This is a genomic window from Variovorax sp. WS11 (assembly GCF_010499245.1).
Classification (GTDB): Bacteria; Pseudomonadota; Gammaproteobacteria; order Burkholderiales; family Burkholderiaceae_C; genus Variovorax.
On the sequence record NZ_JAAGOW010000001.1, the window covers coordinates 3,088,809 to 3,108,111 of the forward strand.

Sequence of the window (19,303 nt, forward strand, 5' to 3'; positions counted from 1 at the left end):
TTGCGGCGCTGGCTTAACGGACACTCGACGCGTGCATGCCGCATCCCCATCCTGCCGGCTCGAAATTGCCGGCGAATCCATCGAACTCCTGCCCGAGCGGGCGGTCTGGTGGCCTTCCTGCGAAGTGCTCTTCATCGCCGATCTTCACCTGGGCAAGGCGGCCAGCTTCCGAGCGCTGGGGCAACCGGTGCCGCACGGCACCACCGCGCAGAACCTCACCCGGCTCGACGACCTGATCGGGCAGCACCAGCCTCGCGAACTCGTCGTGCTCGGCGACTTCCTGCATGACGCGCAGGCGCGCACGCCGCAACTGCTGGCAAACCTCGAATCCTGGCGCGAACGCAACGCAGGACTGCGCTGCACGCTGGTACGCGGCAACCACGACGCCCGTGCCGGCGATCCGCCGCACTCGCTGTCCTTCGACGTCGTCGACGAGCCCTATCTGACCGGCCCCTTCGCCGCCTGCCACCACCCCCGGCCCCATCCGACGCACTTCGTGCTCGGCGGCCACCTCCATCCGGTCTGCAAGCTGCAGGGCAGTGGACGCGACAGCCTGCGCATGCCCTGCTTCGTGCGCGAGGAACGGCGCCTGATCTTGCCGGCCTTCGGCGAATTCACCGGCGGATGGCTGATGGAGGCTGTGCCGGGCCGACGCTTCTATGGCATCGGCGGCGATGCCGTGTGGCCCTTGCCGAACTGAGATCCACATCTTCTTCCTCATGCCACAAGCCCCCACGCCTCCCCGCCGCAACGACCTGCGCGAACACGCCATCGATCTGATGGTGCAAGCCGCCCCTCTGGCCGGCATGCGCCGCGGCGAAGCGGAAGTCGTGATCGACGTCATGAAGCCGTTGCATGTGCTGGCCGACACGCTGCTGTTCGAGGAGGGTGACGCAGACGACAACGACTACATGGTGCTGGTGCTGGAAGGCCAGCTCCGGGCCGTGAGCAGCGCCAGCATCCCCGATGGCGAAGTCGTGATCACGGTGGTCGGCCCCGGCAGCCTGCTGGGCGAGATGGGCGTGATCGATGGCGGCCCGCGTTCGGCCAGCTGCACGGCGCTCACGGACGTCAAGCTCGGTGTGCTCTCGCGCGAGGCGCTGCTGGGCCTGATCGACCGCCATCCGACCGTGGCGGCCCGGATGATGCTGGGCATCTCCGCCGTGCTCGCCGGACGGCTGCGCGAGGGCAACCGCCGCATGCGCACGCTGTCGCAGGTGTCGCGCGCACTGCAGCTGGAGTTGGACGCGGTCCATGCGGTCAACCGGCGGTTGCTGGAAGAGCAGGTCGGGCGCTGAGCCCGTCGTCCTGCGCCCTTACATCACCACCGGCTCGTCGGGCAGTTCGTTGCGGTCGGGCTCGCCCTCGGCCAGCGGGAAGTGCGCGACCAGCAGCGCCGAGACTTCCTCCAGCGCCTGCGTGATCCCGTCCTCGAAGCGGCCCTCGCGAAAGGCCGCGGCCATGCGCTTGGCCATCGCCGCCCACTCTTCGGCGCTCACATGCGCGTCGATGCCGCGGTCGGCCACGATCTCGATCGCGTGCTCGGCCATCAGCAGGTAGATCAGCACGCCGTTGTTGTCTGCGGTGTCCCACACGCGCAGCTTGCCGAACATGTTGATCGCGCGCTCGCGCGCCGCCGCCCCCCGCCGGATGTAGGACCAGGGCAGCCCGGCCTCGATGCAGATGCGCACTTCGCCGCTGTGCCGGCGCTCGCTGGCTGCGACGCGGGCGCCCAGGCGCTGCAGCGCTTCGGGCGGCAGCGCGCGCCGCACGTCGGCCGCATCGATCCAGCGATGGCGCCACAGGCGCAGCAGCTTGGAGAAGAAGGATGGGGTGGCCATGGCTACCAGTCTCCCGAGGCGCCGCCGCCACCGAAATCGCCGCCGCCGCCCGAGCTGAAGCCGCCGCCGGATGAAGAAGACCCGCCGCTCCAGCCTCCGCCGCCGAGTCCGCCGCCCAGGCCGCCGGCAGCCGGCCCCCAGCCGCCGCCGCGGCCGCCGCGCCGCCCGGCGCCGGCACCGAAGGCACTCGACAGCAGCGTGAAGAGCAGGGCCGCGAGCCCGGCCAGCACCGCGACCACGAGGCTCGCGGTGAGCACCATCACGACGGCGCCCGTCACGCCGCCCAGCGCCACCGGGCCCAGCACCTTGCCGAGGATGGCGCGCGCGATCGGCGCGCCGATCAGCACGCCGAAGAAGAGGAAGATGGCCAGGTCGCCCCAGTCGAATCCCTGCTGCTCCTGACCGCCGCCGAAGTCGCCGCTCTTCGCATCGACCTCCGGCAGCGCCTCGCCCTTGACGCGCGCGATCAGCTGGTCGGCCGCCGCATCGAGCCCGCCCGCGAAGTCGTTCTCGCGGAAGCGCGGCTTCATCGCGGAGTCGATGATCCGGCCGGCGGCGATGTCGGGCACCGCGCCTTCCAGCGTCTTGGCGACCTCGATGCGCATCTTGCGGTCGTTCTTGGCGACGATCACCAGGATGCCGTCGCCCACCTCCTTGCGGCCGATCTTCCAGGTGTTGCCGACGCGGTTGGCAAAGCTCGCGATGTCCTCGGGCGCGGTGGTCGCCACCATCAGCACCACGATCTGCGAGCCCTTCTGCTGCTCGAAGGCGGCCAGCTTGGCCTCCAGCGCCTCGCGCTGGGCGGCGTCGAGCGTGCCGGTCTGGTCGATCACCCGCGCGCCGAGCGGCGGCACCGGCAACAGGTCCTGGGCCCACGCGCCCGCCAGCGCGCAAGCCATCAGGAAGAGGGCTGCCAGCGCGCGCCGGATGCGGGCGGCTGTCATTGAGGGATTACTTCTTCGGGGCGCCGAAATCGACGGTCGGCGGCGTGGAGATCTGGGCCTCGTTTTGCACGCTGAAGTTGGCCTTGGGGTCGTAGCTGAAGATCTTGGCGGTGATGTTCGTGGGAAAGCTGCGCGCCAGCACGTTGTATTCCTGCACCGTCTGGATGTAGCGGTTGCGCGCCACGGTGATGCGGTTCTCGGTGCCCTCCAGCGTCACGCGCAGGTCGCGGAAGGCCTGGTTGGCCTTGAGGTTGGGGTACTGCTCGGCCACCACCATCAGGCGCGATAGCGCGCTGGAGAGCTCGCCCTGCGCCTGCTGGAACTTGTTGAAGGCCTCGGGGTTGTTGAGCGTCTCGGGCGTGACCTGGATCGAGGTGGCCTTGGCGCGCGCCTCGATCACCTTGGTCAGCGTCTCCTGCTCGAAGTTGGCCTCGCCCTTGACCGTGGCCACGATGTTGGGCACCAGGTCGGCGCGGCGCTGGTATTGGTTGAGGACCTCGCTCCAGGCCGACTTGCTGGCCTCGTCGAGGCGCTGGAAGTCGTTGTAGCCGCAGCCCGAGAGCGCGAGCGCCGCGAGGAGGACCAGGAGCCAGCGTTGCACGATCTTCATGTCGAAGCCTCTTCGTCGTTCTTGCGAAGAGGCGAAGTTAGCATAGGCCGATGGCGGTCGATCCTTTCCAGGCATTGCAGGCCGCGAACCGCGCGGCCCCGCCGGTGCGCCGCGACGAAGGCACGCTGCTGATCGCCGGCGCCACCGGGGCCTTGGGACACGAACTGGTGCGGCGGCTGGCGGGCCGGCATCGCTTCGAGCACACGTTCGTGCTGGCGCGCGAGCCCATCCGCGACGGGCTGCGCGGCGTCGAGACCCTGCTGGCCCCGGGCCCCGACATCGCGCAATGGCCGCGCACGGCGGCCGATGCCGCGCTGGTCTCGTTCGAGCCGCCGCGCCTCTACTACGACCGCGAGCGCGCACTGTGGACGCCCGAGCCGGCGCAGCTGCCCGTGCTCGCGAGCTGGCTGAAGGCCTGCGGCGTGCGCACGCTGGCCGTCGTGCAGCCGCACGACCAGGGCCGCCTGCCCGAGGCGCTGAAGCGCGGGTTGGCCAGCCTCGACGAGGAGGCCGTGGTGGCGCTGGGCTTCGAGCGCGTGATCATCGTGCGCTCGGCGCGCAAGCCCGCCGCGGGGCGCTTCGCCAATCCGGCCGAGCGGCTGGCGGCCTGGATGCTGTCCATCGCCCGCTTCATGGTGCCGGCCAGCGAGCAGCCGGTGCGCCCCGGCAAGGTGGCCGAGCTGGTCGACGTGGCGCTGCGCATCGCGCCGCCGGGCGTGCACGTGGCCGCGCCCGAGCTGGTGTGGCAGGCGGCGCAGGGCGCGCTGCAGGCGGTGGCCGAGGGCTGGCTCAGCCGAAGCGCAGCGAGCGCAGCCCCACCGTCCGGTCCACCCACAGCACCACCGCCAGCGTGAGCACGATGCTCACCGTCGAGACTGCGGCCGCGGTCGGGTCGAAGTCCCAGCGCAGGTAGTCGAAGAGCTGCAGCGGCAGCGTGGTCATGCCGATGCCCTTGAGCAGCAGCGACATGTTGAAGAGGTCGAAGGAGATCACGAAGGCGAATAGCGCGCCGGTGACGATGCCGGGCTTGATCAGAGGCAGCGTCACGCGCAGGAAGGCGCGCCAGGGCGAGGCGCCGAGGCTGCGCGCCGCCTGCTCCAGCGAGGCGTCCTGGTTGTAGAGCGCCGAGGCCACGTTGGTGAACACGTAGGGCAGGGTCACCAGCACGTGGCCCACGACCAGGCCGAACAGGGTGCGCGTGCCGATGCCGGTGGCATAGAGGAAGAACAGCAGCGCGATGGCGGTCAGGATCTCGGGCAGCATGAGCGGCATCATCAGCAGCATGCGCAGGGGCTCGCGCAGGCGCGTGGAATGCCGCACCACGTACAGCGCCGCGGCGATGCCGATGACCGAGGAGATCGCCGTCGCGATCGCCGCCAGCAGCAGCGAGCTGCGGATCGCGCGCATGAAGGCCTCGTTGGCGAACAGGGCGCCGAACCAGCGCAGCGACAGGCCCTGCGGCGGGAAGCTCATGAACTCGCCCGCGTTGAGCGACATCAGCACGATGATCGCGATCGGCAGCAGCAGGAAGGCGTAGACGGCGCCTACATAGAGCAGCCCGGCGCCGTTGGCGATGCGTTCGGAAAGCGGTGCCGTGCGCTTCATGCCAAGCCCTTCATGAAGCGACCCGTCAGCTTCGCGTAGAGCGCCACCGCGGCCACGCCGCAGGCAGTGAGCAGCAGCGCCTGCGCCGCGCCGGCGGGCCACTGGAAGTTGTCGATCAGGTTCTGCACCACCAGCACCGACATCGTCTTGACCTGCGCGCCGCCCAGCATCACCGGCGTCACGTAGGCACTCAGCGCCAGCACGAAGACCAGGATGGTGCCGGCCTGGATGCCGGGCCAGGACAGGGGCAGCACGACGCGCCGGAACACCTTCGGCCGCGAGGCGCCGAGCGAGCGCGCCGCCTGCTCGAGCGAGGGGTCGATGCTCTGGATCACGCCCACCAGCGGCAGGATCATGAAGGGCAGGAACACGTGCACCAGCGCGAGCGTCACGCCGAAGCGGTTGTTCATCAGCGCGAGGCCGGTCTCGACCACGCCGAGGTCCAGCAGCAGGCGGTTGATCACGCCGTTGCCCGAGAGCAGGATCAGCCAGCCGAAGCTGCGCACCACCACCCCCACCAGCAGCGGCGAGAGCACCAGCACGTAGAGCACGCCGGCGAAGCGCGAGCGCGTGCGCGCCAGGTGGTAGGCCACCGGGTAGCCCAGGAGCAGGCAGATCGGCGTCACGGTCAGGCCGAGCAGCAGCGTGTCGCCCAGCACGCCGAGCAGGTAGGGGTCGGTCAGCGCGCGGCCGTAGTTGGCGAGCGTGAAGCCCGCGCCGTAGGGCGCGCCCACGGCCGGCGGGCGCAGGCTCATGAGCACGATGTTGAGGTAGGGCAGCACCAGGAAGACGCCGATCAGCAGCAGGGCCGGCGCGATCAGCCAGAAGGCGCGGCGCCCACGCGGCCCGGCCCGCACGGCCTGCGGCGCGGCGACGGTGGACGCGAGGCTGCTCATTGGACAAGTTCCGCGACGATCCAGGCATGCCCCGGCTCGAAGCGCATCCCGCTCGCCGCGCCGGTGGCCAGGCGCCGGCCCGGCGCGGTCTGCACCAGCAGCGCCTGGCCCGTGCCGCATTGCACGTTGTGCTCCACACTGCTGCCGAGGAAGTAGCTGGTGTGCACCACCCCCTGGTAGGGCCCGGCGCCATCGAAATGGATGGCCTCGGGCCGGATCGCGACCTGCACCGGCGCGCCGGGCGCGAGCGGCTGGTCGTGGTCGGCCTCGACCGGGCCCAGCGGCGTCTCGACCCGGTAGCGCAGGTAGGCGCCGGCCGCCGGCTGCATGGCCTGCACGCGGCCTTCGATGAGGTTGGAGCGGCCGATGAAGCGTGCCACATCCGCGCTGCGCGGCCGCAGGTAGATCGCCTCGGGCCGGTCGAACTGCTGCAGCCGGCCGCCCAGCATCACGGCCACGCGGTCCGACATCACCATCGCCTCGGCCTGGTCGTGGGTGACGTAGAGCGTGGTGATGCCGACGCGCTGCTGCAGCTCGCGGATGAACACGCGCATGTCCTCGCGCAGCACCGCGTCCAGGTTGGCCAGCGGCTCGTCGAGCAGCAGCAGGCGCGGCTCGATCACCAGCGCGCGTGCCAGCGCCACCCGCTGCTGCTGTCCGCCCGAGAGCTGGCGCGGGTAGCGCTCGGCCTTGTCGGCGAGCTGCACCATCGCCAGCACTGCGTCGATGCGCCGAGCCATCTCGGCCCGGGGCATGCCGCGCATCTCGAGGCCGAAGGCCAGGTTGCGCCGCACCGTGAGGTGCGGGAACAGCGCGTAGTTCTGGAACACCATGCCGATGTCGCGGCGCTCCGGCGGCAGGCCGGTGATGTCCTCGCCGTCGAGCAGCACCGCGCCCTCGTCGGGCTGCTCGAAGCCGGCCACGCAGCGCAGCGTGGTGGTCTTGCCGCAGCCGCTCGGGCCCAGCAGCGAGATGAACTCGCCGGGCTCGCTGTCCAGCTCCAGCGCATGCAGCGCCGTCATCGCCTGGAAGCTCTTGCGCAGGCCGCGCAGCGTGAGCCGCGTCATGCGCCGCGGCCGGCTCGCGGCCGCCGCATCGGTAGCCGCCGGCAGCGCATCGGCGCGCAGCACCGCGCTCACTTGATCTCCCGGTTCCAGCGGTCGGTGATGGCCGGCAGCTGCGGATTGACCTTGCTCCAGTCGAAGCCCACGATCGACGCCATGGCCTTGCCGCTGACCGGCACCTCGGCCGCCATCGCGGCCGGCAGCGCCACCTGGGTGTTGGTGGGCGAGGTGAAGAATTCCCGGGCCATCATCTCCTGCACCTGGGGCTGCAGGATGAAGTCCAGGTACTTGTAGGCATCCTCCTTGTTGGGCGCGTTCTTCAGGATGTTGAAGGACTGCTCGAAGGCCACCACGCCTTCGCTCGGCACCACCATCTCGACCGGCACGCCCTTCTTCCTGAGCGCGACGATCTCGGGGAAGTCGATCACCGCCACCGTCACGTCGCCGCGCGTAAGCATGGTCGACAGCGTGCCGCTCCAGTCGGCCTGGGTGAAGGGCAGCAGCTTCCTGATCTCGACGAAGGCGCGGTCGATCGCGTCCTGCGAGCCGCCGTAGAGCTTCGCGGTCATCAGCAGGAACAGCATGGCAGCCGTGTTGCCGATCTGGTAGAGGCCGATCTTGCCCTTGAACTCGGGGTTGCTCCAGAGGTCGGTCCAGGACTTCGGCGGCGTCTTCACCAGGTCCTTGCGGTAGCCGATGCCGATGGTCGACACGATGCCGCGCACGCCGTTGTCGCCCGGGTTGCGCAGGTTGGGGTAGACCTTGGCGAGGTTGGGCACCTTGGCCGCGGGAATGGGCTCGAAGTAGCCCTCGCCGCGCACCATGCTGGCGATGTTCTCGTTGACCATCAGCACGCTGTAGGGCGGCTTCTCGATGCCGGCGGCGCGCAGGTTGGCGATGAAGTTTTTGCCCAGGCCGACGTCCAGCGTGGGCTGCACGCCGCTGGTCTTGTCGAACATGGGCAGCAGGTCGCTGCGCCAGAACTTCTCCCAGCGGCCGCCGTAGGTGTTGACCACCAGGGGCGAGGCGGCGAAGGCGGGCAGGGCGGGCAGCGCGAGGCCGGCGGCGGCGCCGAGGCTGCGAAGGAGGAGGTCTCGTCGATCGATGAGGGTGTGCATGGCGGGTCCTTGGAGCGGCGGAAGAGGGAGTCAGGCGGTGACGGCGTCGCCCGACGGCGCGCGGCGGTAGTCGTAGTTGCGGTTCAGGCGGTCGAGCAGGTAGTTGCCGTAGCGCACCGGTGCGTGCCGCGGCGGGTTCGCCTCGTCGGTGCAGGTGGGCAGGCATTCGATCAGCGCATCCATGCCCGGGTCGAAGAAATAGGGCAGCGAATAGCGGTCGCCGCCGGAGCGGTTGATCACGCGGTGCGGCGTGGAGACGAAGCGCCCGTTGGTCCAGCGCGCGAGCATGTCGCCGACGTTGAGCACGTAGGTGTCCGGGATCGGCGGCGCCTCGATCCAGTCGCCGCCGCGCGGCCGCACCTGCAGGCCGCCCGCGTCGTCCTGCGCCAGCAGCGTGACGACGCCGTAGTCGGTGTGCGGCGCCGAGCCGATCTGCTCGTCTTCCTGCGGCGCCTGCGGCGGGTAGTGCAGCAGGCGCAGGAACGTGGTGGGCCGCTCGAAGTGGTGGTCGAGCGCGTGCGCGGGCAGGCCCAGGCTCATCGCGATCAGCTGCACGACGTAGCGCGAGAGCGCGTCCACCTCGGCGATGTAGCGCGTGACGCGCGGCTTGAAGTCCGGCACCCAGCCGGGCCACTGGTTGGGGCCCTGCAGCGGCAGGCCGGCCAGCAGGCCGGGGTCGTCCGGCGGCAGCTCGTGCATGAGCATCAGCGACTCGCTCATGTTCGGCCGCGTCACCTTGGCCACCGAAGAGGTGACGATGGTGGAGGTGGCCATGCCCATGTAGCCGCGATGGAAGCCGTTGATGGCGACCGACTGCTTGCGCTCGAGCGGCGATGCATGGAACTCGCGCGAGGCCGCGAAGGCCGCGTCGCGTGAGGCGGGGGCCACGTTGTGTCCAGCGATGTAGGTGAAGCCGATGGTGCTGAGCGCTTCGTGCAGGCGCGCCGCGGACTCGCGCGCCAGGGGCGCGTGGGGGTCGATGCTGCCGTGCAGGTCGATGAGGGGAATGGAGGTCATGGATGAACTTCGAAGGAGATGAATTGCTGCCAGTGCGAAAGCAGGTCGGCCGAATCCACCACCAGCCCCAGGTGCAGCGACACCATGCTGAGCGCCGCGGCCTCGAGGTGAGCGTCGGTGCCGCGCACCAGGTCGCGCAGCACGATCACGCGGTAGTTGTGGTTGTTGGCGTCGAAGGCGGTGTTGAGCACGCAGCAGTCGGTGAAGCCGCCGTTGAGCACCACGGTGCGGATGCCCTGGTTGCGCAGCAGGAAGTCGAGATCGGTGGGATAGAAGGCCGAGAGCCGGCGCTTGTTCTCCACCCGCAGGTCGCCGGGCTCGACGCGCGTGACCCATTCGGTCCAGCGGCTGCCTTCGAGGGCGTGCGCATCCGCGTTGGGGATGGGCCCCACGTGCAGCGGGAAGGTGCGCCGCCACGCGGCCGGAATGCCGCGCAGGTCGTCGGCGCCGCCGGGCCGCAGCACCGACTTCACGTGCACCACGGGCAGGCCGAGCGCGCGGGCATGGTCGTGGAAGGCATCGATGGGCGCCACCAGCTCGCGGGCGCGCGGCGCGGGGCAGGGGCAGTCGGGGCTGTCGTCCAGGTGGCCGCGGTGCATGTCGATGGAGATCACGGCGGTGCCGGCCGGGTCGAGGTAGTCCTCGAAGCCCGCGTCGAGCTCGCGTGCCTGGCCGTAGACGTAGGCCCTCATCGCCGTTCCTCCCGCACGTAGGGCACGCCCAGGGCGCCCGGTTCGCCGTCCCCGCCGCGCCGCGCCAGCGCGGCCCAGACCATCACGCCGAGCGTCACTGCATAGGGCGTCATCAGCACGAAGTACTGCGGCAGCTGCACGCCGGCCGCGGCCAACTGGGGGATCAGCGCCTCGATGCAGCCGAACAGCAGCGCGCCGGCCAGCGCCTTCCAGGGCGACCAGCGCGCGAAGATCACCAGGCCGACCGCGATCCAGCCGCGGCCGCCGGTCATGCCGGCGATCCACAGCTTGGTGCTGACCACCGAGATGTAGGCGCCGGCCAGGCCGACCAGCGCCGAGCCCGCCAGCACCGCGCCGAAGCGCCAGGCCGAGACCGGGATGCCGGCCGCATCGGCGGCCTGCGGGTTCTCGCCCACTGCGCGCAGCCGTAGGCCGGCATCGGTACGCAGCAGGAACCCGCTGACCGCCGCGAAGATCGGCAGCGTGAGCCAGACCATCGCGTTCTGCTGGAACAGCCGGCCCACGACGGGCAGCGCCGACAGGGGCCACAACGCCATCGTGCCGATGCCCGGCGTGGCCTGGTTGGTCCACTGCGCCAGTGTGCCGACCAGGGCGGTGAGGCCCTGGCAGAAGAACACCAGCGCCAGGCCCGCGATCACCTGGTTGACGCGCAGCCCGATCACCATCGCCGCGAACAGCAGGGAGACCGCGGCCGCGGCCAGCATCGCCAGCAGCAGCGACACCGCCGGCTCGCCGAACGCGAGCTGCGCCCCGATGCCGGCCAGCGCGCCCACCAGCATCAGGCCCTCGGCCCCGAGCGCGAGCACGCCGGCGCGCTCGCACACGATCAGGCCGAGCGCGGCGAGGGCATAGGGCACCGCGAAATCCGGCGTGTTGGCGAGCCAGTTGAGGAGGATGTCCGCGTTCATGCGTTCCCCACCCGACGCAAACGGTGCCTGATGAAGAAGTCGCTCGACGCCACGCAGACCACGATCACCGCCTGGATCAGCTGCACCATCGAAAAGGGCACCTGGTAGAAGACCTGCAGGCTGCGCCCGGTCACGAACAGCGCCGCGACCAGCAGTGCCACCAGGCAGGCGGCCAGCGGGTTGTTGCGCGCCAGGAAGGCGATCAGGATGCCGGAGAAGCCGTAGCCCTGGTAGAAGGCCTGCGTGAGCCGGCCCTCCTGCCCGGCCGCGACCGCGAAGCCCGCGAGGCCGGCCATCGCGCCGGAGCACAGCACCGCGCCGTAGACCATGCGTGCCACCGGCACGCCGGCCGCCTGCGCCATGCGCGGATTGGCGTCGACGAAGCGCAGGTACAGGCCGGCGCGGCTCAGGCCGACCGCCCACCAGGCCGCGAGCGCAACCAGGCCGGCCAGCACGATGGCGCTGTTCACCCCGGCGACGAGGTCGGGCAGGCGCTCGAAGGCGCGGAACTGCGGCGAGTAGGGGAAGTTGTCCTTCGGGTCCTTCCAGCTGCCGTAGACCAGGTGCAGCAGGAAGTTGGCCGCCATGTAGTTCAGCATCAGCGTCGAGATGATCTCGTTGACGCCCAGCCGGCGCTTGAGCAGCGCCGGGCCCAGCACCCACAGCAGCCCGCCGGCCCCTGCGGCCATGGCCATCAGCGGCAGCCGCAGCGCGGGCGGCCCGATCTCGAAGAAGGACACGGCGGTGGCGCCGATGGCGCCCCAGATCATCTGGCCCTCCAGGCCGAGGTTCCAGAAGCGGGCGCGAAAGGCCATCGCGCCGGCCAGCCCGACCAGGACCATCGGCGCCGCCTGGAACAGCACGGCGCGCAGGTTCTGGCCGTCGAGGAAGGTCTGGACGATGAACTCGTTGGCCAGTTCGGCGGCCGGCACGCCCGCGGCCACCAGGATGACGGCCGAGATCAGCAGCCCCACGCCGATGGCCGCGGCGAGGATGAGCGCCTGCCGGTGCCAGGCCATGTGCTGGCGGATCTCCAGCGCGTAGCGGCGCGCGGCCCAGGGCTGGCGCGCGGCCTTCGGCTCCTCCGTGCCCCCTTCGCCGGTCGAAGGGCCGAAGCCGTCTTCGACCGGCTCGCCCCGAACGGTCGGCGCCGGAGGGCCCGCAACGGCACCGCCGGGCACCATGGCCGGCGCGGACATCGACAACGCAGGCTCAGCCATGGTCCACCATCGCCTGGCCGATGGCCTGCCGGTCGGCCGGCTGCGCGAACTCGGCCACGATGCGGCCGCGCGTCATCACGCCCACGCGGTCGGCCAGCGCCAGCACCTCGTCGAGGTCCTCGCTGATCAGCAGCACGGCCGCCCCGGCATCGCGCGCGGCGCGCAGCCGCGCATGCACGTCGGCGCCGGCGCGCACGTCCAGCCCGCGGCTGGGGCTGTGGGCCAGCACCAGGCGCGGCGACTTGCCGAACTCGCGCGCCAGCACCAGCTTCTGCGCGTTGCCGCCCGACAGCAGCGCGGCCTTCTGCGCGACCGAGCGCGCGCCCTGCACGTCGAAGGCGGCGACGGCCGCGCGCGCATCGGCGTCCATCGCCCGGCGCTTCAGGCGCCACGCCGGGCCGTAGCGCCCGCTGTGGACCTGGCCGATGCCGTAGTTCTCGGCCACCGAGAGGCCGCCCGCCAGCGCGAGGCCGTAGCGGTCGGCCGGGATGGCGGCCAGGCCCAGCGCGCGGCGCGCGGGCGCCGGCGTGCGCAGGAGATCGCCATGGCCTTCGAGCGCGATCTCGCCTTCGGCATCGTCTGCCATGCCCATGATCGCCCCCGCCAGCTCCCCCTGGCCGTTGCCGCCGACGCCGGCCAGCCCGTAGATCTCGCCGGCGCGCAGTTCGAGGTCGATGCTGTCGAGCACGCGGCGGCCCTGCAGCGCGGGCGAACGCAGGCCGCGCACCGCGAGCCGCACCGGGCCGGGCGTCGCGCGTGTCGAACCGGCGGCCGGCGCGGTGATCGATTCGCCGACCGTCAGCCGGACCAGCTCGGCCACCGGCATCTGCTTCGGGTCCACCGTCGCGACCGTGCGGCCGCCGCGCATCACGGTCACGCGGTCGGCATGGCGTTTGACGTCGGCCATCTTGTGCGTGACCAGCACCACCGCCGCTCCGCGCCGCGCCAGCGCCTGCACGGTCGAGAGCAGGCGCTCGGCCTCGCTGTCGGTCAGCACCGCGGTGGGCTCGTCGAGGATCAGGATGCGCGCGCCGGCCAGCAGCACCTTGAGGATCTCGACGCGCTGCTGCTCGGCCACCGAGAGCCGGTCCACGCGCTGCGCCGGATCGATGTCGAAGCCGAGCGCCTGCGCCTGCTCGCGGATGGCCGCCTCGATGCGCCGCAGGCGCTTGCGGTGGCTCTCGAAGCCCTCGGCGGCGGGCGCAGTCAACAGGACGTTCTGCGCCACCGTGAAGGACCGCACCAGCCGGAAATGCTGGTGGACCATCCCGATGCGGGCCCGGGCCGCGTCGCGCGGTCCGCTGAAGCGCACCGTGTTGTCGTCCACCCGCAGCGTGCCGGCCTCGGCCGCGTAGAGCCCGGCCGCGATGTTCATCAGCGAGGACTTGCCGGCGCCGTTCTCGCCCAGAAGCGCATGCACCTCGCCCCAGGACGCGCGGAAATGCGCGTCGGTCAAGGCGGCGAATCCGTCGAAGGACTTGTGGATGCCGGTGAGCTCGAGCGCGGTCTTCATTTCTGCGTGACGACGCCTTTGACGAACCAGTCCATCTTCCAGAGATCCGCGTCCGAGAGCACGGCGCCCTTGGCGACGCGCTCCTTGCCCTCGCGGTCGAGCAGCGGGCCGGCGTAGATCTGCTTGCCCTTGAGCAGCGCCTCGCGCACGGCGCTGATGGCAGCCGCCTTGTCCTTCGGCACCCCCGGGCCGAAGCCGGCGATGTCGGTGCCGCCCGCGCTCATCGGGATGAAGGCGCCGTAGGGTGCGGGCTTCCAGTTGCCGGCCATGATCTTCTTGAGCTCGGGCGTGAGGAACTTGTCCCACACCCAGACCGAGGAGCACAGCGTGGCCTTGGGCGCGAACTGCCGCAGGTCGCGGTGGTGGCCGGTGCCATAGACGCCGCGCTCCTGCGCCACGATCTGCGGCGTCGGGCTGTCGACGTGCTGGCCGATCACGTCGGCGCCCTGGTCGATCAGCGCCGCGGCGGCCGCGCGTTCCTTGACCGGGTCGTTCCACGCGCCGGTGTAGATCACGTTGACCGTCGCGTTCGGGTTCATCTTCTGCGCACCCAGCGCGAAGGCGTTGATGGTCCAGTTGACCACGCCGAAGGGATTGGCCGCGACGAAGCCGAGCTTGCCGCTCTTCGAGGCCGCGCCGGCCGCCATGCCGCACAGGTACTGGCTCTCGTAGGTGCGGCCGTAGAAGGACTCGAGGTTGGCGCCGTTGCTGGTGCCCGAGCCGTTGAGGAAGGCCACGTCCGGGTACTTGGCCGCCAGCTCCTTGAAGCTGTCCGAATAGCCGAAGGCGGTGCCGATGATGATGTTGGCGCCGCGCTGGATGAACTTCTCGGCGGCGGGCTTGATGGCCGAGGCGTCCTCCGGCACGTTCTCGACGAACTGGATCTTCTCGCCGGTCTCCTTCTCGACCTTGATGCGCGCCTCGTCGAAGGCCTGGGTCCAGCCGCCGTCGTTCTTGGGCCCGAAGTACAGCATCGCGATCTTGGGCTTGCCCTTGAGCGTGAAGCCGTCGGCGGCCAGCGCCGGGGCGACCAGCGCGGCACCCGCCACGAGCGCCGCGACCGCGCAGGGAATCGATTTGCTACGCAACATCACTCGGACCTTTCATCATGAAATTGATACGGAACACATTGCCCTCGGGGTCGAGCAGCACCGATTGGTACCAGTGGTAGTAGGTGAGGTAAGGGGCCTTGACCAGCGTCGCGCCGGCCGCGACGGCGAGCGGCACCCTGCGGTCGACCTCCTCCTGCGAATCGACGTCGATGTTCAGCAGGAACTTGACGCCGCGCGTGTCGGAGAACTCGGCCAGCTGCAGCAGCGCGTAGGCATCGAGTGCGTTGAAGCCCAGGCTCGACTTGCCGGTGTCCAGGCCGCGGAAGATCGGCGAGCGGATGGCCTCGATCTCGGGAAAGCCGAACACGCGCTGGTAGAAGCCGCTGAGCGCGACCACGTCCTTCGCGAAGACGTTGACGTAGGAGAGATGCGCCATGTTCATTGGACTCCGCGCTGCGCGCTGCGGTATTCGCCTTGGGAGCGGCCCGGCGGCTCAGGCCGTCGCTTTCGTGCCGCCGAAGGTCGTCTGCTTGAGGAACTTCGACTTCAGGTGATCGCCCGAGGAGACCGGCGCGTACTTGGGCTTCTCGCCCGGTGCGAGGCAGCTCGGCAGGCACTCGACCATCGCGTCGTAGTTGGGCTGGTGGAAGAACACCAGCGACTGGCGCCGGTTGGTGCTCGCCGCATCGGGCGGCGGGTTGACCACGCGATGCAGCGTCGACACCCACAGGTCGTTGGTCCACTGCATCATCAGGTCGGCGATGTTCACCACCAGGCCGCCCTCGACCATCGGCACATCCACCCACTGGCCGGCCTTGTTGAAGACTTGCAGCCCCTTGTCGTCGGGCAGCACCACGGTGAGGCTGCCGTAGTCGCTGTGGGCGCCGGCGCGCAGCTGGCCCGGCAGCGCGGCCTCGATCTGCGGCGGGTAGCTCAGCACGCGGAACATGCTGATGTGCCGGTCGATCTTGTCGTCGAAGAAGGTCTCGGGCAGCGCGAGTGCGAGCGCGAAGATGCGCATCAGCGAGCGCGAGAGATCGCTCATGGCTTCGAAGTAGCCGTCGAAGGCCGGCTGGAAGTCCGGCAGCGCGGGCCACACGTTGGGCTCGAAATGCGGGCCGGCCGCTTCGCCCCGGTGGTACTCGTCCTCGGGCACCTTCGAGGGACCGATCGAGAAGGACTCCTTGAGGTCGCCCGGCGCCGCTTCCTCCAGGCTGTACGACAGCCCCTCCTCGCCCACCGCGCTGTAGCCGCGCACGGCGTCGTCGCGCGGGCGGTCGACCTTGCGCTTCTCGGCCAGCGGCAGCTCGAAGAAGCGGCGCGAGGCCGCGCAGACGCGCGCGACGAGTTCCGGTGCGATGCCGTGGTTCGTGATGACCAGGAAGCCGATGCTGCGGCAGGCCTCGTCGACCTGGCGCGCCACCTCGGCCTTGCCTTCGGCCGTCCCCGCAAAGTACGGGGCGAGATCGATGATCGGAACGGACAGCAGGGTCATGCTTTCAATCCTTCGGTGACGGTGGATTCGAGCCGGTGCGCGCGGCTCGCCGGTGTCATCGCCATGCAACGTCCATGCCAGTTGGACCAAATGGACAAATGCCGTTTCCCGCCGCGGCGTGGTGCGTGCGCGGCGCAGAGCGCGGCGAATGCGTGCGCGCGCGTGTTGCCGTGGTGCGTACCATCGCCGGTATGGCTCGTGCATGCGGACGCGCCGAGAGAAGGAAAATTCCACCGGAGAGAGAGCCGCCCTCATGCCCAAGACACGCAGCAAGACGCCGTCCAAGCCGATCCTCGAAGCGCCCGCGCTCAAGCGCGTGCATGCCAAGCGCGCGCCCGCCGCGCGCAGCGCCACCGCGGTGAGCCGCCGGCTGCGCCAGATCGAGGACAAGCGCGCGGCGATCCTGCGCGCGGCGCTGGGCCTGTTCTCGCGCTACGGCCTGCACGGCACCAGCGTCGACCAGGTGGCGGCGCGCGCCGATGTCTCGAAGAGCAACCTGCTCTACTACTTCGCCAACAAGGAGGAGCTGTACGTCAGCGCGCTGCGCGAGCTGCTCGCGGTGTGGCTGGAGCCGCTGCGCGGCTTCAGCGCCGAGCAGGATCCGCGGCAGGCGATCGGCGACTACATCCGGCGCAAGCTGCTGATCTCGCGCGACCAGCCCGATGCCTCGCGGCTGTTCTGCCTGGAGATGATCCAGGGCGCGCCGCTGCTGCGCGACGAGCTCGATCGCGAGCTGCGCGACCTGGTGACGCGCAAGTCGGAGGTGATCCGCGCCTGGGTCGCGGCCGGCAAGCTCGCGCCGGTCGATCCGCACCACCTGATCTTCGCGCTGTGGGCCACCACCCAGCACTACGCCGATTTCGGTGTGCAGGTGCAGGCCATCACCGGCCGCACGCTGGAGGACCCGGAGTTCTTCGAAGAGACGGTGGCCAACGTGCAGCGCATCGTGCTCGACGGCATCGTCGCGCACTGAGCGCGCTGCGCGCTCAGTGAGGCGCCGTGACGATGTCGTGATAGCGGCGATCGAAGTAGATGAGGCCGTGCGCGGTGCCGCCGATCGCGATGGCCACCGCCTCGCAGAACAGCACGTCGTGCGTGCCCACGCGCGTCACGTGCGACACGCGGCAGTCGAAGGAGACGGCCGCGTCCTCGAGCACCGGCGCGCCGGTGAGCTTGCGCTGCCAGCGGCCGGCAGCGAAGCGTTCCTCCATCGGCGTCTTGCCGCCGAACAGGCCTGAGAGCGCCTGCTGCCCCGGCGCCAGCGCGTTCACGCAGAGCACGCCGTTGGCCCGGAAGGCCGGGTAGACCGAGGCCGAGCGGTTCAGGCAGACCAGGAGCGTCGGCGGCTCGTCGGTCACGCTGCACACCGCCGATGCGGTGAAGCCGGCGCGCCCGCCGGGGCCGTCGGTGGTGATGACATGGACGGCCGCGCCGAGGCGCGCCATCGCATCGCGGTAGTCGCCCTTGGGTACGGTGTTCATGGCGTCGGCGCTTTCCTCAGGCGAGCGCGCAGGCTTCGGCGAAGTCCAGGCGCGGCAGGCGGCCGAACAGCTGCGCGTCGTCGCCGTGGCCGAGGTTGATGAGGAAGTTGGCGGTCCAGGGGGTGCCGGAGAAGAAGGCGGCGTCGACCTTCGCCTTGTCGAAGCCGGACATCGGCCCCGCATCCAGCCCCAGCGCGCGCGCGGCGAGCAGCAGGTAGGCGGCCTGCAGCGTGGCGTTGCGAAACGCGGTCTCGCGCGCGGCCTCGAGGCTGCCGGTGAACCAGCTTCGGGCGTCGGCGTGCGGGAACAGGCGGGGCAGCTTGTCGTAGAAGACGCTGTCCCAGGCCGCGATTACCGTGACCGGCGCGGCCAGGGTCTTGGCCAGGTTGCCCTTGGACAGGGCCGGCGCCAGGCGCTGCTTGCCTTCGGGCGTGCGCACGAAGACGAAGCGGCCGGGCGAGCAGTTGGCCGAGGTCGGCCCGGAGCGCGCGAGCGCGTAGAGCTGTTCGAGCAGGGCGTCGGTGATCGGCTCGGGCCGCCAGCCGTTGTGCGAGCGAGCGTCGGTGAAAAGCAGCGCCAGGGCGGCGCTGTCCAGGGCGGGTTTCATGCGGGAACTCCAGGTGCGCCCACCCGCGCGAGGAAGGCGAGCAGGCGGCGGTTGAAGGCGGCGGCCTCCGTCACGCTGTGCGCGTGGCCGCCGTGGGGCATGCGATCGAGCGAGGCCTGCGGCAGGCCCTCGGCCAGGCGCTGCGAGCAGGTCCAGGGGACGAGCACGTCGTCTTCGGCGCTGGCGACGAGCGCGGGCGCAGTGATCTGCCCGAGACGCGCATCGACATCGAAGGCGCGCAGCGCGCCGATGCGTGCGCGCAGGTTGGCTTCGCCGGGGAAATGCGCGAGTGCGTGCTCGACCTCGGCGGCCACGCGCTGCGCGTTGTGGTCGCACCAGGCGGCGGGGTAGAGGAAGATGGGTTGCGCTTCCACGTAGGCGCGCGGGCCGCAGGCGCCGAGCAGCGCGAGGCGCGCCTCGAAGCAGCGCGCCGAATGCGGGTTGGGCCGCGACCAGGCGTTGACGAGCACCAGGCTGGCCACGCGCGCGGGCGCATCGAGCGCGAGCTGCAGCCCGACCAGGCCGCCGAGCGCGTGGCCCACCAGGTGGCAGCGCGGCGTCGATGTGGCGTCCATGACCTCGAGCACGTCGCGCGCCATCTCGGCGATGGTGTAGCCGGCCGGCAGGTCCGCGGGGCTGCGGCCGGTGCCGCGGTGGTCGTAGGCGATCACGCGGTGCCCGGCTTCGACCAGCGCGGCGAGCTGCGGCGACCAGAAGCCCGCCGAGCCGCCCAGGCCCGGGCTCAGCAGCACGGCATCGCCTTCGGCTGGGCCATGCAGCTCGTGGTGCAGCGGCATGCTCAGGCCTTGTTGCCGACGTGCGCGATCGAGGCGATCTCGACCAGCGCATCGGGCTTCACCAGCCCGCACTGGATGCAGTAGCGCGCCGGCTTGGTGCCGGGGAAGAACTCGGCATAGACCGCGTTGATCTTCGCGTAGTCGGCCCAGTCCTTGATCATGATCATGTTGAAGGTCACGTCGTCCATGGTGCCGCCGGCGGCCTCGACCACGCCCTGGATGGTGGCGAGCACGTGGCGCGCCTGCGCGCTCGCGTCGCCGACGTGGACCACGTTGTTGTCCTTGTCGAAGGGCAGGGTGCCCGACACGTAGAGCACGCCGTCGGCCAGCGTGCCGGGGACGTAGGGGGCGAGCGGCACGCCGGTGCCGGGCGGGATGATGGCTTGCTTGGGCATGGTTCGATGTCCGGTGGGAGTGATGAA

The 19,303-nt window shown here is 70.6% G+C and carries 23 protein-coding genes; 4 read left to right on the forward strand and 19 right to left on the reverse strand.

Features of this window, described 5'->3' with window-relative positions:
• The first annotated feature begins 31 nt into the window (after nucleotides 1–31).
• Together pdeM and GXN78_RS15280 are read left to right on the forward strand one after the other, a co-directional pair.
• The gene (pdeM, locus tag GXN78_RS15275) at nucleotides 32–700 is read left to right on the forward strand and encodes a ligase-associated DNA damage response endonuclease PdeM (protein WP_106559287.1); all 669 of its coding nucleotides are present in this window, start codon (nucleotides 32–34) and stop codon (nucleotides 698–700) included.
• Nucleotides 701–719: 19 nt separating this feature from the next.
• Entirely contained in the window at nucleotides 720–1,298 is a 579-nt protein-coding gene (locus GXN78_RS15280; RefSeq protein WP_164255476.1) for a cyclic nucleotide-binding domain-containing protein, read from the forward strand.
• Nucleotides 1,299–1,316: 18 nt separating this feature from the next.
• On the opposite strand, the gene GXN78_RS15285 is transcribed toward GXN78_RS15280, so the two are convergent.
• The 3 genes from GXN78_RS15285 to GXN78_RS15295 are packed head-to-tail and all read right to left on the reverse strand — an operon-like array spanning nucleotide 1,317 to nucleotide 3,395.
• Nucleotides 1,317–1,841, reverse strand: a complete 525-nt coding sequence (locus GXN78_RS15285) for a TPM domain-containing protein (protein ID WP_106559289.1) — start codon at nucleotides 1,839–1,841, stop codon at nucleotides 1,317–1,319.
• Nucleotides 1,842–1,843: 2 nt separating this feature from the next.
• On the reverse strand, nucleotides 1,844–2,785 hold the full coding sequence (locus GXN78_RS15290; RefSeq protein WP_106559290.1) for a TPM domain-containing protein: 942 nt from the start codon (nucleotides 2,783–2,785) through the stop codon (nucleotides 1,844–1,846).
• 7 nt (nucleotides 2,786–2,792) lie between these two features.
• Nucleotides 2,793–3,395 (reverse strand): LemA family protein, encoded by a 603-nt coding sequence (locus tag GXN78_RS15295; RefSeq protein ID WP_239142722.1) that lies wholly within the window; start codon nucleotides 3,393–3,395, stop codon nucleotides 2,793–2,795.
• A 50-nt stretch (nucleotides 3,396–3,445) separates the two neighbouring features.
• Here GXN78_RS15295 and GXN78_RS15300 point away from each other — a divergent pair, with 50 nt between their 5' ends.
• Nucleotides 3,446–4,249, forward strand: coding sequence for a hypothetical protein (locus GXN78_RS15300; RefSeq protein ID WP_106559291.1), 804 nt, complete (start codon nucleotides 3,446–3,448; stop codon nucleotides 4,247–4,249).
• Here GXN78_RS15300 and GXN78_RS15305 read toward each other — a convergent pair.
• The 12 genes from GXN78_RS15305 to GXN78_RS15360 are packed head-to-tail and all read right to left on the reverse strand — an operon-like array spanning nucleotide 4,185 to nucleotide 15,996.
• The gene (locus GXN78_RS15305; protein ID WP_106559292.1) at nucleotides 4,185–5,000 is read right to left on the reverse strand and encodes an ABC transporter permease; all 816 of its coding nucleotides are present in this window, start codon (nucleotides 4,998–5,000) and stop codon (nucleotides 4,185–4,187) included. The genes GXN78_RS15300 and GXN78_RS15305 overlap by 65 nt on opposite strands.
• Nucleotides 4,997–5,896 (reverse strand): ABC transporter permease, encoded by a 900-nt coding sequence (locus GXN78_RS15310; protein WP_106559293.1) that lies wholly within the window; start codon nucleotides 5,894–5,896, stop codon nucleotides 4,997–4,999. Before GXN78_RS15310 ends, GXN78_RS15305 begins: the two co-directional genes overlap by 4 nt.
• Nucleotides 5,893–7,035, reverse strand: a complete 1,143-nt coding sequence (locus GXN78_RS15315) for an ABC transporter ATP-binding protein (protein WP_239142723.1) — start codon at nucleotides 7,033–7,035, stop codon at nucleotides 5,893–5,895. The genes GXN78_RS15310 and GXN78_RS15315 overlap by 4 nt, the downstream gene beginning before the upstream one ends.
• The gene (locus GXN78_RS15320) at nucleotides 7,032–8,078 is read right to left on the reverse strand and encodes an ABC transporter substrate-binding protein (RefSeq protein ID WP_106559294.1); all 1,047 of its coding nucleotides are present in this window, start codon (nucleotides 8,076–8,078) and stop codon (nucleotides 7,032–7,034) included. Before GXN78_RS15320 ends, GXN78_RS15315 begins: the two co-directional genes overlap by 4 nt.
• Nucleotides 8,079–8,108: 30 nt before the next feature.
• The gene (locus tag GXN78_RS15325; protein WP_106559295.1) at nucleotides 8,109–9,095 is read right to left on the reverse strand and encodes a 2OG-Fe(II) oxygenase family protein; all 987 of its coding nucleotides are present in this window, start codon (nucleotides 9,093–9,095) and stop codon (nucleotides 8,109–8,111) included.
• Nucleotides 9,092–9,787 carry an isochorismatase family cysteine hydrolase gene (locus GXN78_RS15330; RefSeq protein WP_106559296.1) on the reverse strand — a complete coding sequence of 232 codons (696 nt, stop codon included), beginning with the start codon at nucleotides 9,785–9,787 and terminating at the stop codon, nucleotides 9,092–9,094. The genes GXN78_RS15325 and GXN78_RS15330 overlap by 4 nt, the downstream gene beginning before the upstream one ends.
• Entirely contained in the window at nucleotides 9,784–10,716 is a 933-nt protein-coding gene (locus tag GXN78_RS15335; protein ID WP_106559297.1) for an ABC transporter permease, read from the reverse strand. Before GXN78_RS15335 ends, GXN78_RS15330 begins: the two co-directional genes overlap by 4 nt.
• Nucleotides 10,713–11,936, reverse strand: coding sequence for an ABC transporter permease (locus GXN78_RS15340; protein ID WP_239142724.1), 1,224 nt, complete (start codon nucleotides 11,934–11,936; stop codon nucleotides 10,713–10,715). The genes GXN78_RS15335 and GXN78_RS15340 overlap by 4 nt, the downstream gene beginning before the upstream one ends.
• Nucleotides 11,929–13,449, reverse strand: a complete 1,521-nt coding sequence (locus GXN78_RS15345) for an ABC transporter ATP-binding protein (RefSeq protein WP_106559298.1) — start codon at nucleotides 13,447–13,449, stop codon at nucleotides 11,929–11,931. Before GXN78_RS15345 ends, GXN78_RS15340 begins: the two co-directional genes overlap by 8 nt.
• The gene (locus GXN78_RS15350; RefSeq protein ID WP_106559299.1) at nucleotides 13,446–14,540 is read right to left on the reverse strand and encodes a BMP family ABC transporter substrate-binding protein; all 1,095 of its coding nucleotides are present in this window, start codon (nucleotides 14,538–14,540) and stop codon (nucleotides 13,446–13,448) included. Before GXN78_RS15350 ends, GXN78_RS15345 begins: the two co-directional genes overlap by 4 nt.
• On the reverse strand, nucleotides 14,530–14,937 hold the full coding sequence (locus GXN78_RS15355; RefSeq protein WP_106559322.1) for a VOC family protein: 408 nt from the start codon (nucleotides 14,935–14,937) through the stop codon (nucleotides 14,530–14,532). The genes GXN78_RS15350 and GXN78_RS15355 overlap by 11 nt, the downstream gene beginning before the upstream one ends.
• Before the next feature lie 57 nt (nucleotides 14,938–14,994).
• Nucleotides 14,995–15,996, reverse strand: a complete 1,002-nt coding sequence (locus tag GXN78_RS15360) for a 2-oxoglutarate and iron-dependent oxygenase domain-containing protein (protein WP_106559300.1) — start codon at nucleotides 15,994–15,996, stop codon at nucleotides 14,995–14,997.
• 253 nt (nucleotides 15,997–16,249) lie between these two features.
• On the opposite strand from GXN78_RS15360, the gene rutR reads away from it, so the two are divergent.
• Nucleotides 16,250–16,969, forward strand: a complete 720-nt coding sequence (rutR, locus tag GXN78_RS15365; RefSeq protein WP_106559301.1) for an HTH-type transcriptional regulator RutR — start codon at nucleotides 16,250–16,252, stop codon at nucleotides 16,967–16,969.
• A 13-nt stretch (nucleotides 16,970–16,982) separates the two neighbouring features.
• Here rutR and rutF read toward each other — a convergent pair whose 3' ends face one another.
• The 4 genes from rutF to rutC are packed head-to-tail and all read right to left on the reverse strand — an operon-like array spanning nucleotide 16,983 to nucleotide 19,276.
• Nucleotides 16,983–17,477, reverse strand: a complete 495-nt coding sequence (gene rutF / locus GXN78_RS15370) for an NADH-dependent FMN reductase RutF (RefSeq protein WP_106559302.1) — start codon at nucleotides 17,475–17,477, stop codon at nucleotides 16,983–16,985.
• A gap of 16 nt (nucleotides 17,478–17,493) precedes the next feature.
• On the reverse strand, nucleotides 17,494–18,084 hold the full coding sequence (locus GXN78_RS15375; RefSeq protein ID WP_106559303.1) for a malonic semialdehyde reductase: 591 nt from the start codon (nucleotides 18,082–18,084) through the stop codon (nucleotides 17,494–17,496).
• Nucleotides 18,081–18,881 (reverse strand): pyrimidine utilization protein D, encoded by an 801-nt coding sequence (rutD, locus tag GXN78_RS15380; protein ID WP_106559304.1) that lies wholly within the window; start codon nucleotides 18,879–18,881, stop codon nucleotides 18,081–18,083. The genes GXN78_RS15375 and rutD overlap by 4 nt, the downstream gene beginning before the upstream one ends.
• A gap of 2 nt (nucleotides 18,882–18,883) precedes the next feature.
• Nucleotides 18,884–19,276 (reverse strand): pyrimidine utilization protein C, encoded by a 393-nt coding sequence (gene rutC / locus GXN78_RS15385; RefSeq protein WP_106559305.1) that lies wholly within the window; start codon nucleotides 19,274–19,276, stop codon nucleotides 18,884–18,886.
• Between the last annotated feature and the right edge of the window lie 27 nt (nucleotides 19,277–19,303).

Coding starts and splice junctions, on each gene's coding strand:
- GXN78_RS15280 (WP_164255476.1), top strand. CDS start 720: ATGCCACAAGCCCCCACGCCTCCCCGCCGCAACGACCTGCGCGAACAC.
- GXN78_RS15285 (WP_106559289.1), bottom strand. CDS start 1,841: ATGGCCACCCCATCCTTCTTCTCCAAGCTGCTGCGCCTGTGGCGCCAT.
- GXN78_RS15290 (WP_106559290.1), bottom strand. CDS start 2,785: ATGACAGCCGCCCGCATCCGGCGCGCGCTGGCAGCCCTCTTCCTGATG.
- GXN78_RS15295 (WP_239142722.1), bottom strand. CDS start 3,395: ATGAAGATCGTGCAACGCTGGCTCCTGGTCCTCCTCGCGGCGCTCGCG.
- GXN78_RS15300 (WP_106559291.1), top strand. CDS start 3,446: ATGGCGGTCGATCCTTTCCAGGCATTGCAGGCCGCGAACCGCGCGGCC.
- GXN78_RS15305 (WP_106559292.1), bottom strand. CDS start 5,000: ATGAAGCGCACGGCACCGCTTTCCGAACGCATCGCCAACGGCGCCGGG.
- GXN78_RS15310 (WP_106559293.1), bottom strand. CDS start 5,896: ATGAGCAGCCTCGCGTCCACCGTCGCCGCGCCGCAGGCCGTGCGGGCC.
- GXN78_RS15320 (WP_106559294.1), bottom strand. CDS start 8,078: ATGCACACCCTCATCGATCGACGAGACCTCCTCCTTCGCAGCCTCGGC.
- GXN78_RS15325 (WP_106559295.1), bottom strand. CDS start 9,095: ATGACCTCCATTCCCCTCATCGACCTGCACGGCAGCATCGACCCCCAC.
- GXN78_RS15330 (WP_106559296.1), bottom strand. CDS start 9,787: ATGAGGGCCTACGTCTACGGCCAGGCACGCGAGCTCGACGCGGGCTTC.
- GXN78_RS15335 (WP_106559297.1), bottom strand. CDS start 10,716: ATGAACGCGGACATCCTCCTCAACTGGCTCGCCAACACGCCGGATTTC.
- GXN78_RS15340 (WP_239142724.1), bottom strand. CDS start 11,936: ATGGCTGAGCCTGCGTTGTCGATGTCCGCGCCGGCCATGGTGCCCGGC.
- GXN78_RS15345 (WP_106559298.1), bottom strand. CDS start 13,449: ATGAAGACCGCGCTCGAGCTCACCGGCATCCACAAGTCCTTCGACGGA.
- GXN78_RS15350 (WP_106559299.1), bottom strand. CDS start 14,540: ATGTTGCGTAGCAAATCGATTCCCTGCGCGGTCGCGGCGCTCGTGGCG.
- GXN78_RS15355 (WP_106559322.1), bottom strand. CDS start 14,937: ATGGCGCATCTCTCCTACGTCAACGTCTTCGCGAAGGACGTGGTCGCG.
- GXN78_RS15360 (WP_106559300.1), bottom strand. CDS start 15,996: ATGACCCTGCTGTCCGTTCCGATCATCGATCTCGCCCCGTACTTTGCG.
- rutR (WP_106559301.1), top strand. CDS start 16,250: ATGCCCAAGACACGCAGCAAGACGCCGTCCAAGCCGATCCTCGAAGCG.
- rutF (WP_106559302.1), bottom strand. CDS start 17,477: ATGAACACCGTACCCAAGGGCGACTACCGCGATGCGATGGCGCGCCTC.
- GXN78_RS15375 (WP_106559303.1), bottom strand. CDS start 18,084: ATGAAACCCGCCCTGGACAGCGCCGCCCTGGCGCTGCTTTTCACCGAC.
- rutD (WP_106559304.1), bottom strand. CDS start 18,881: ATGCCGCTGCACCACGAGCTGCATGGCCCAGCCGAAGGCGATGCCGTG.
- rutC (WP_106559305.1), bottom strand. CDS start 19,276: ATGCCCAAGCAAGCCATCATCCCGCCCGGCACCGGCGTGCCGCTCGCC.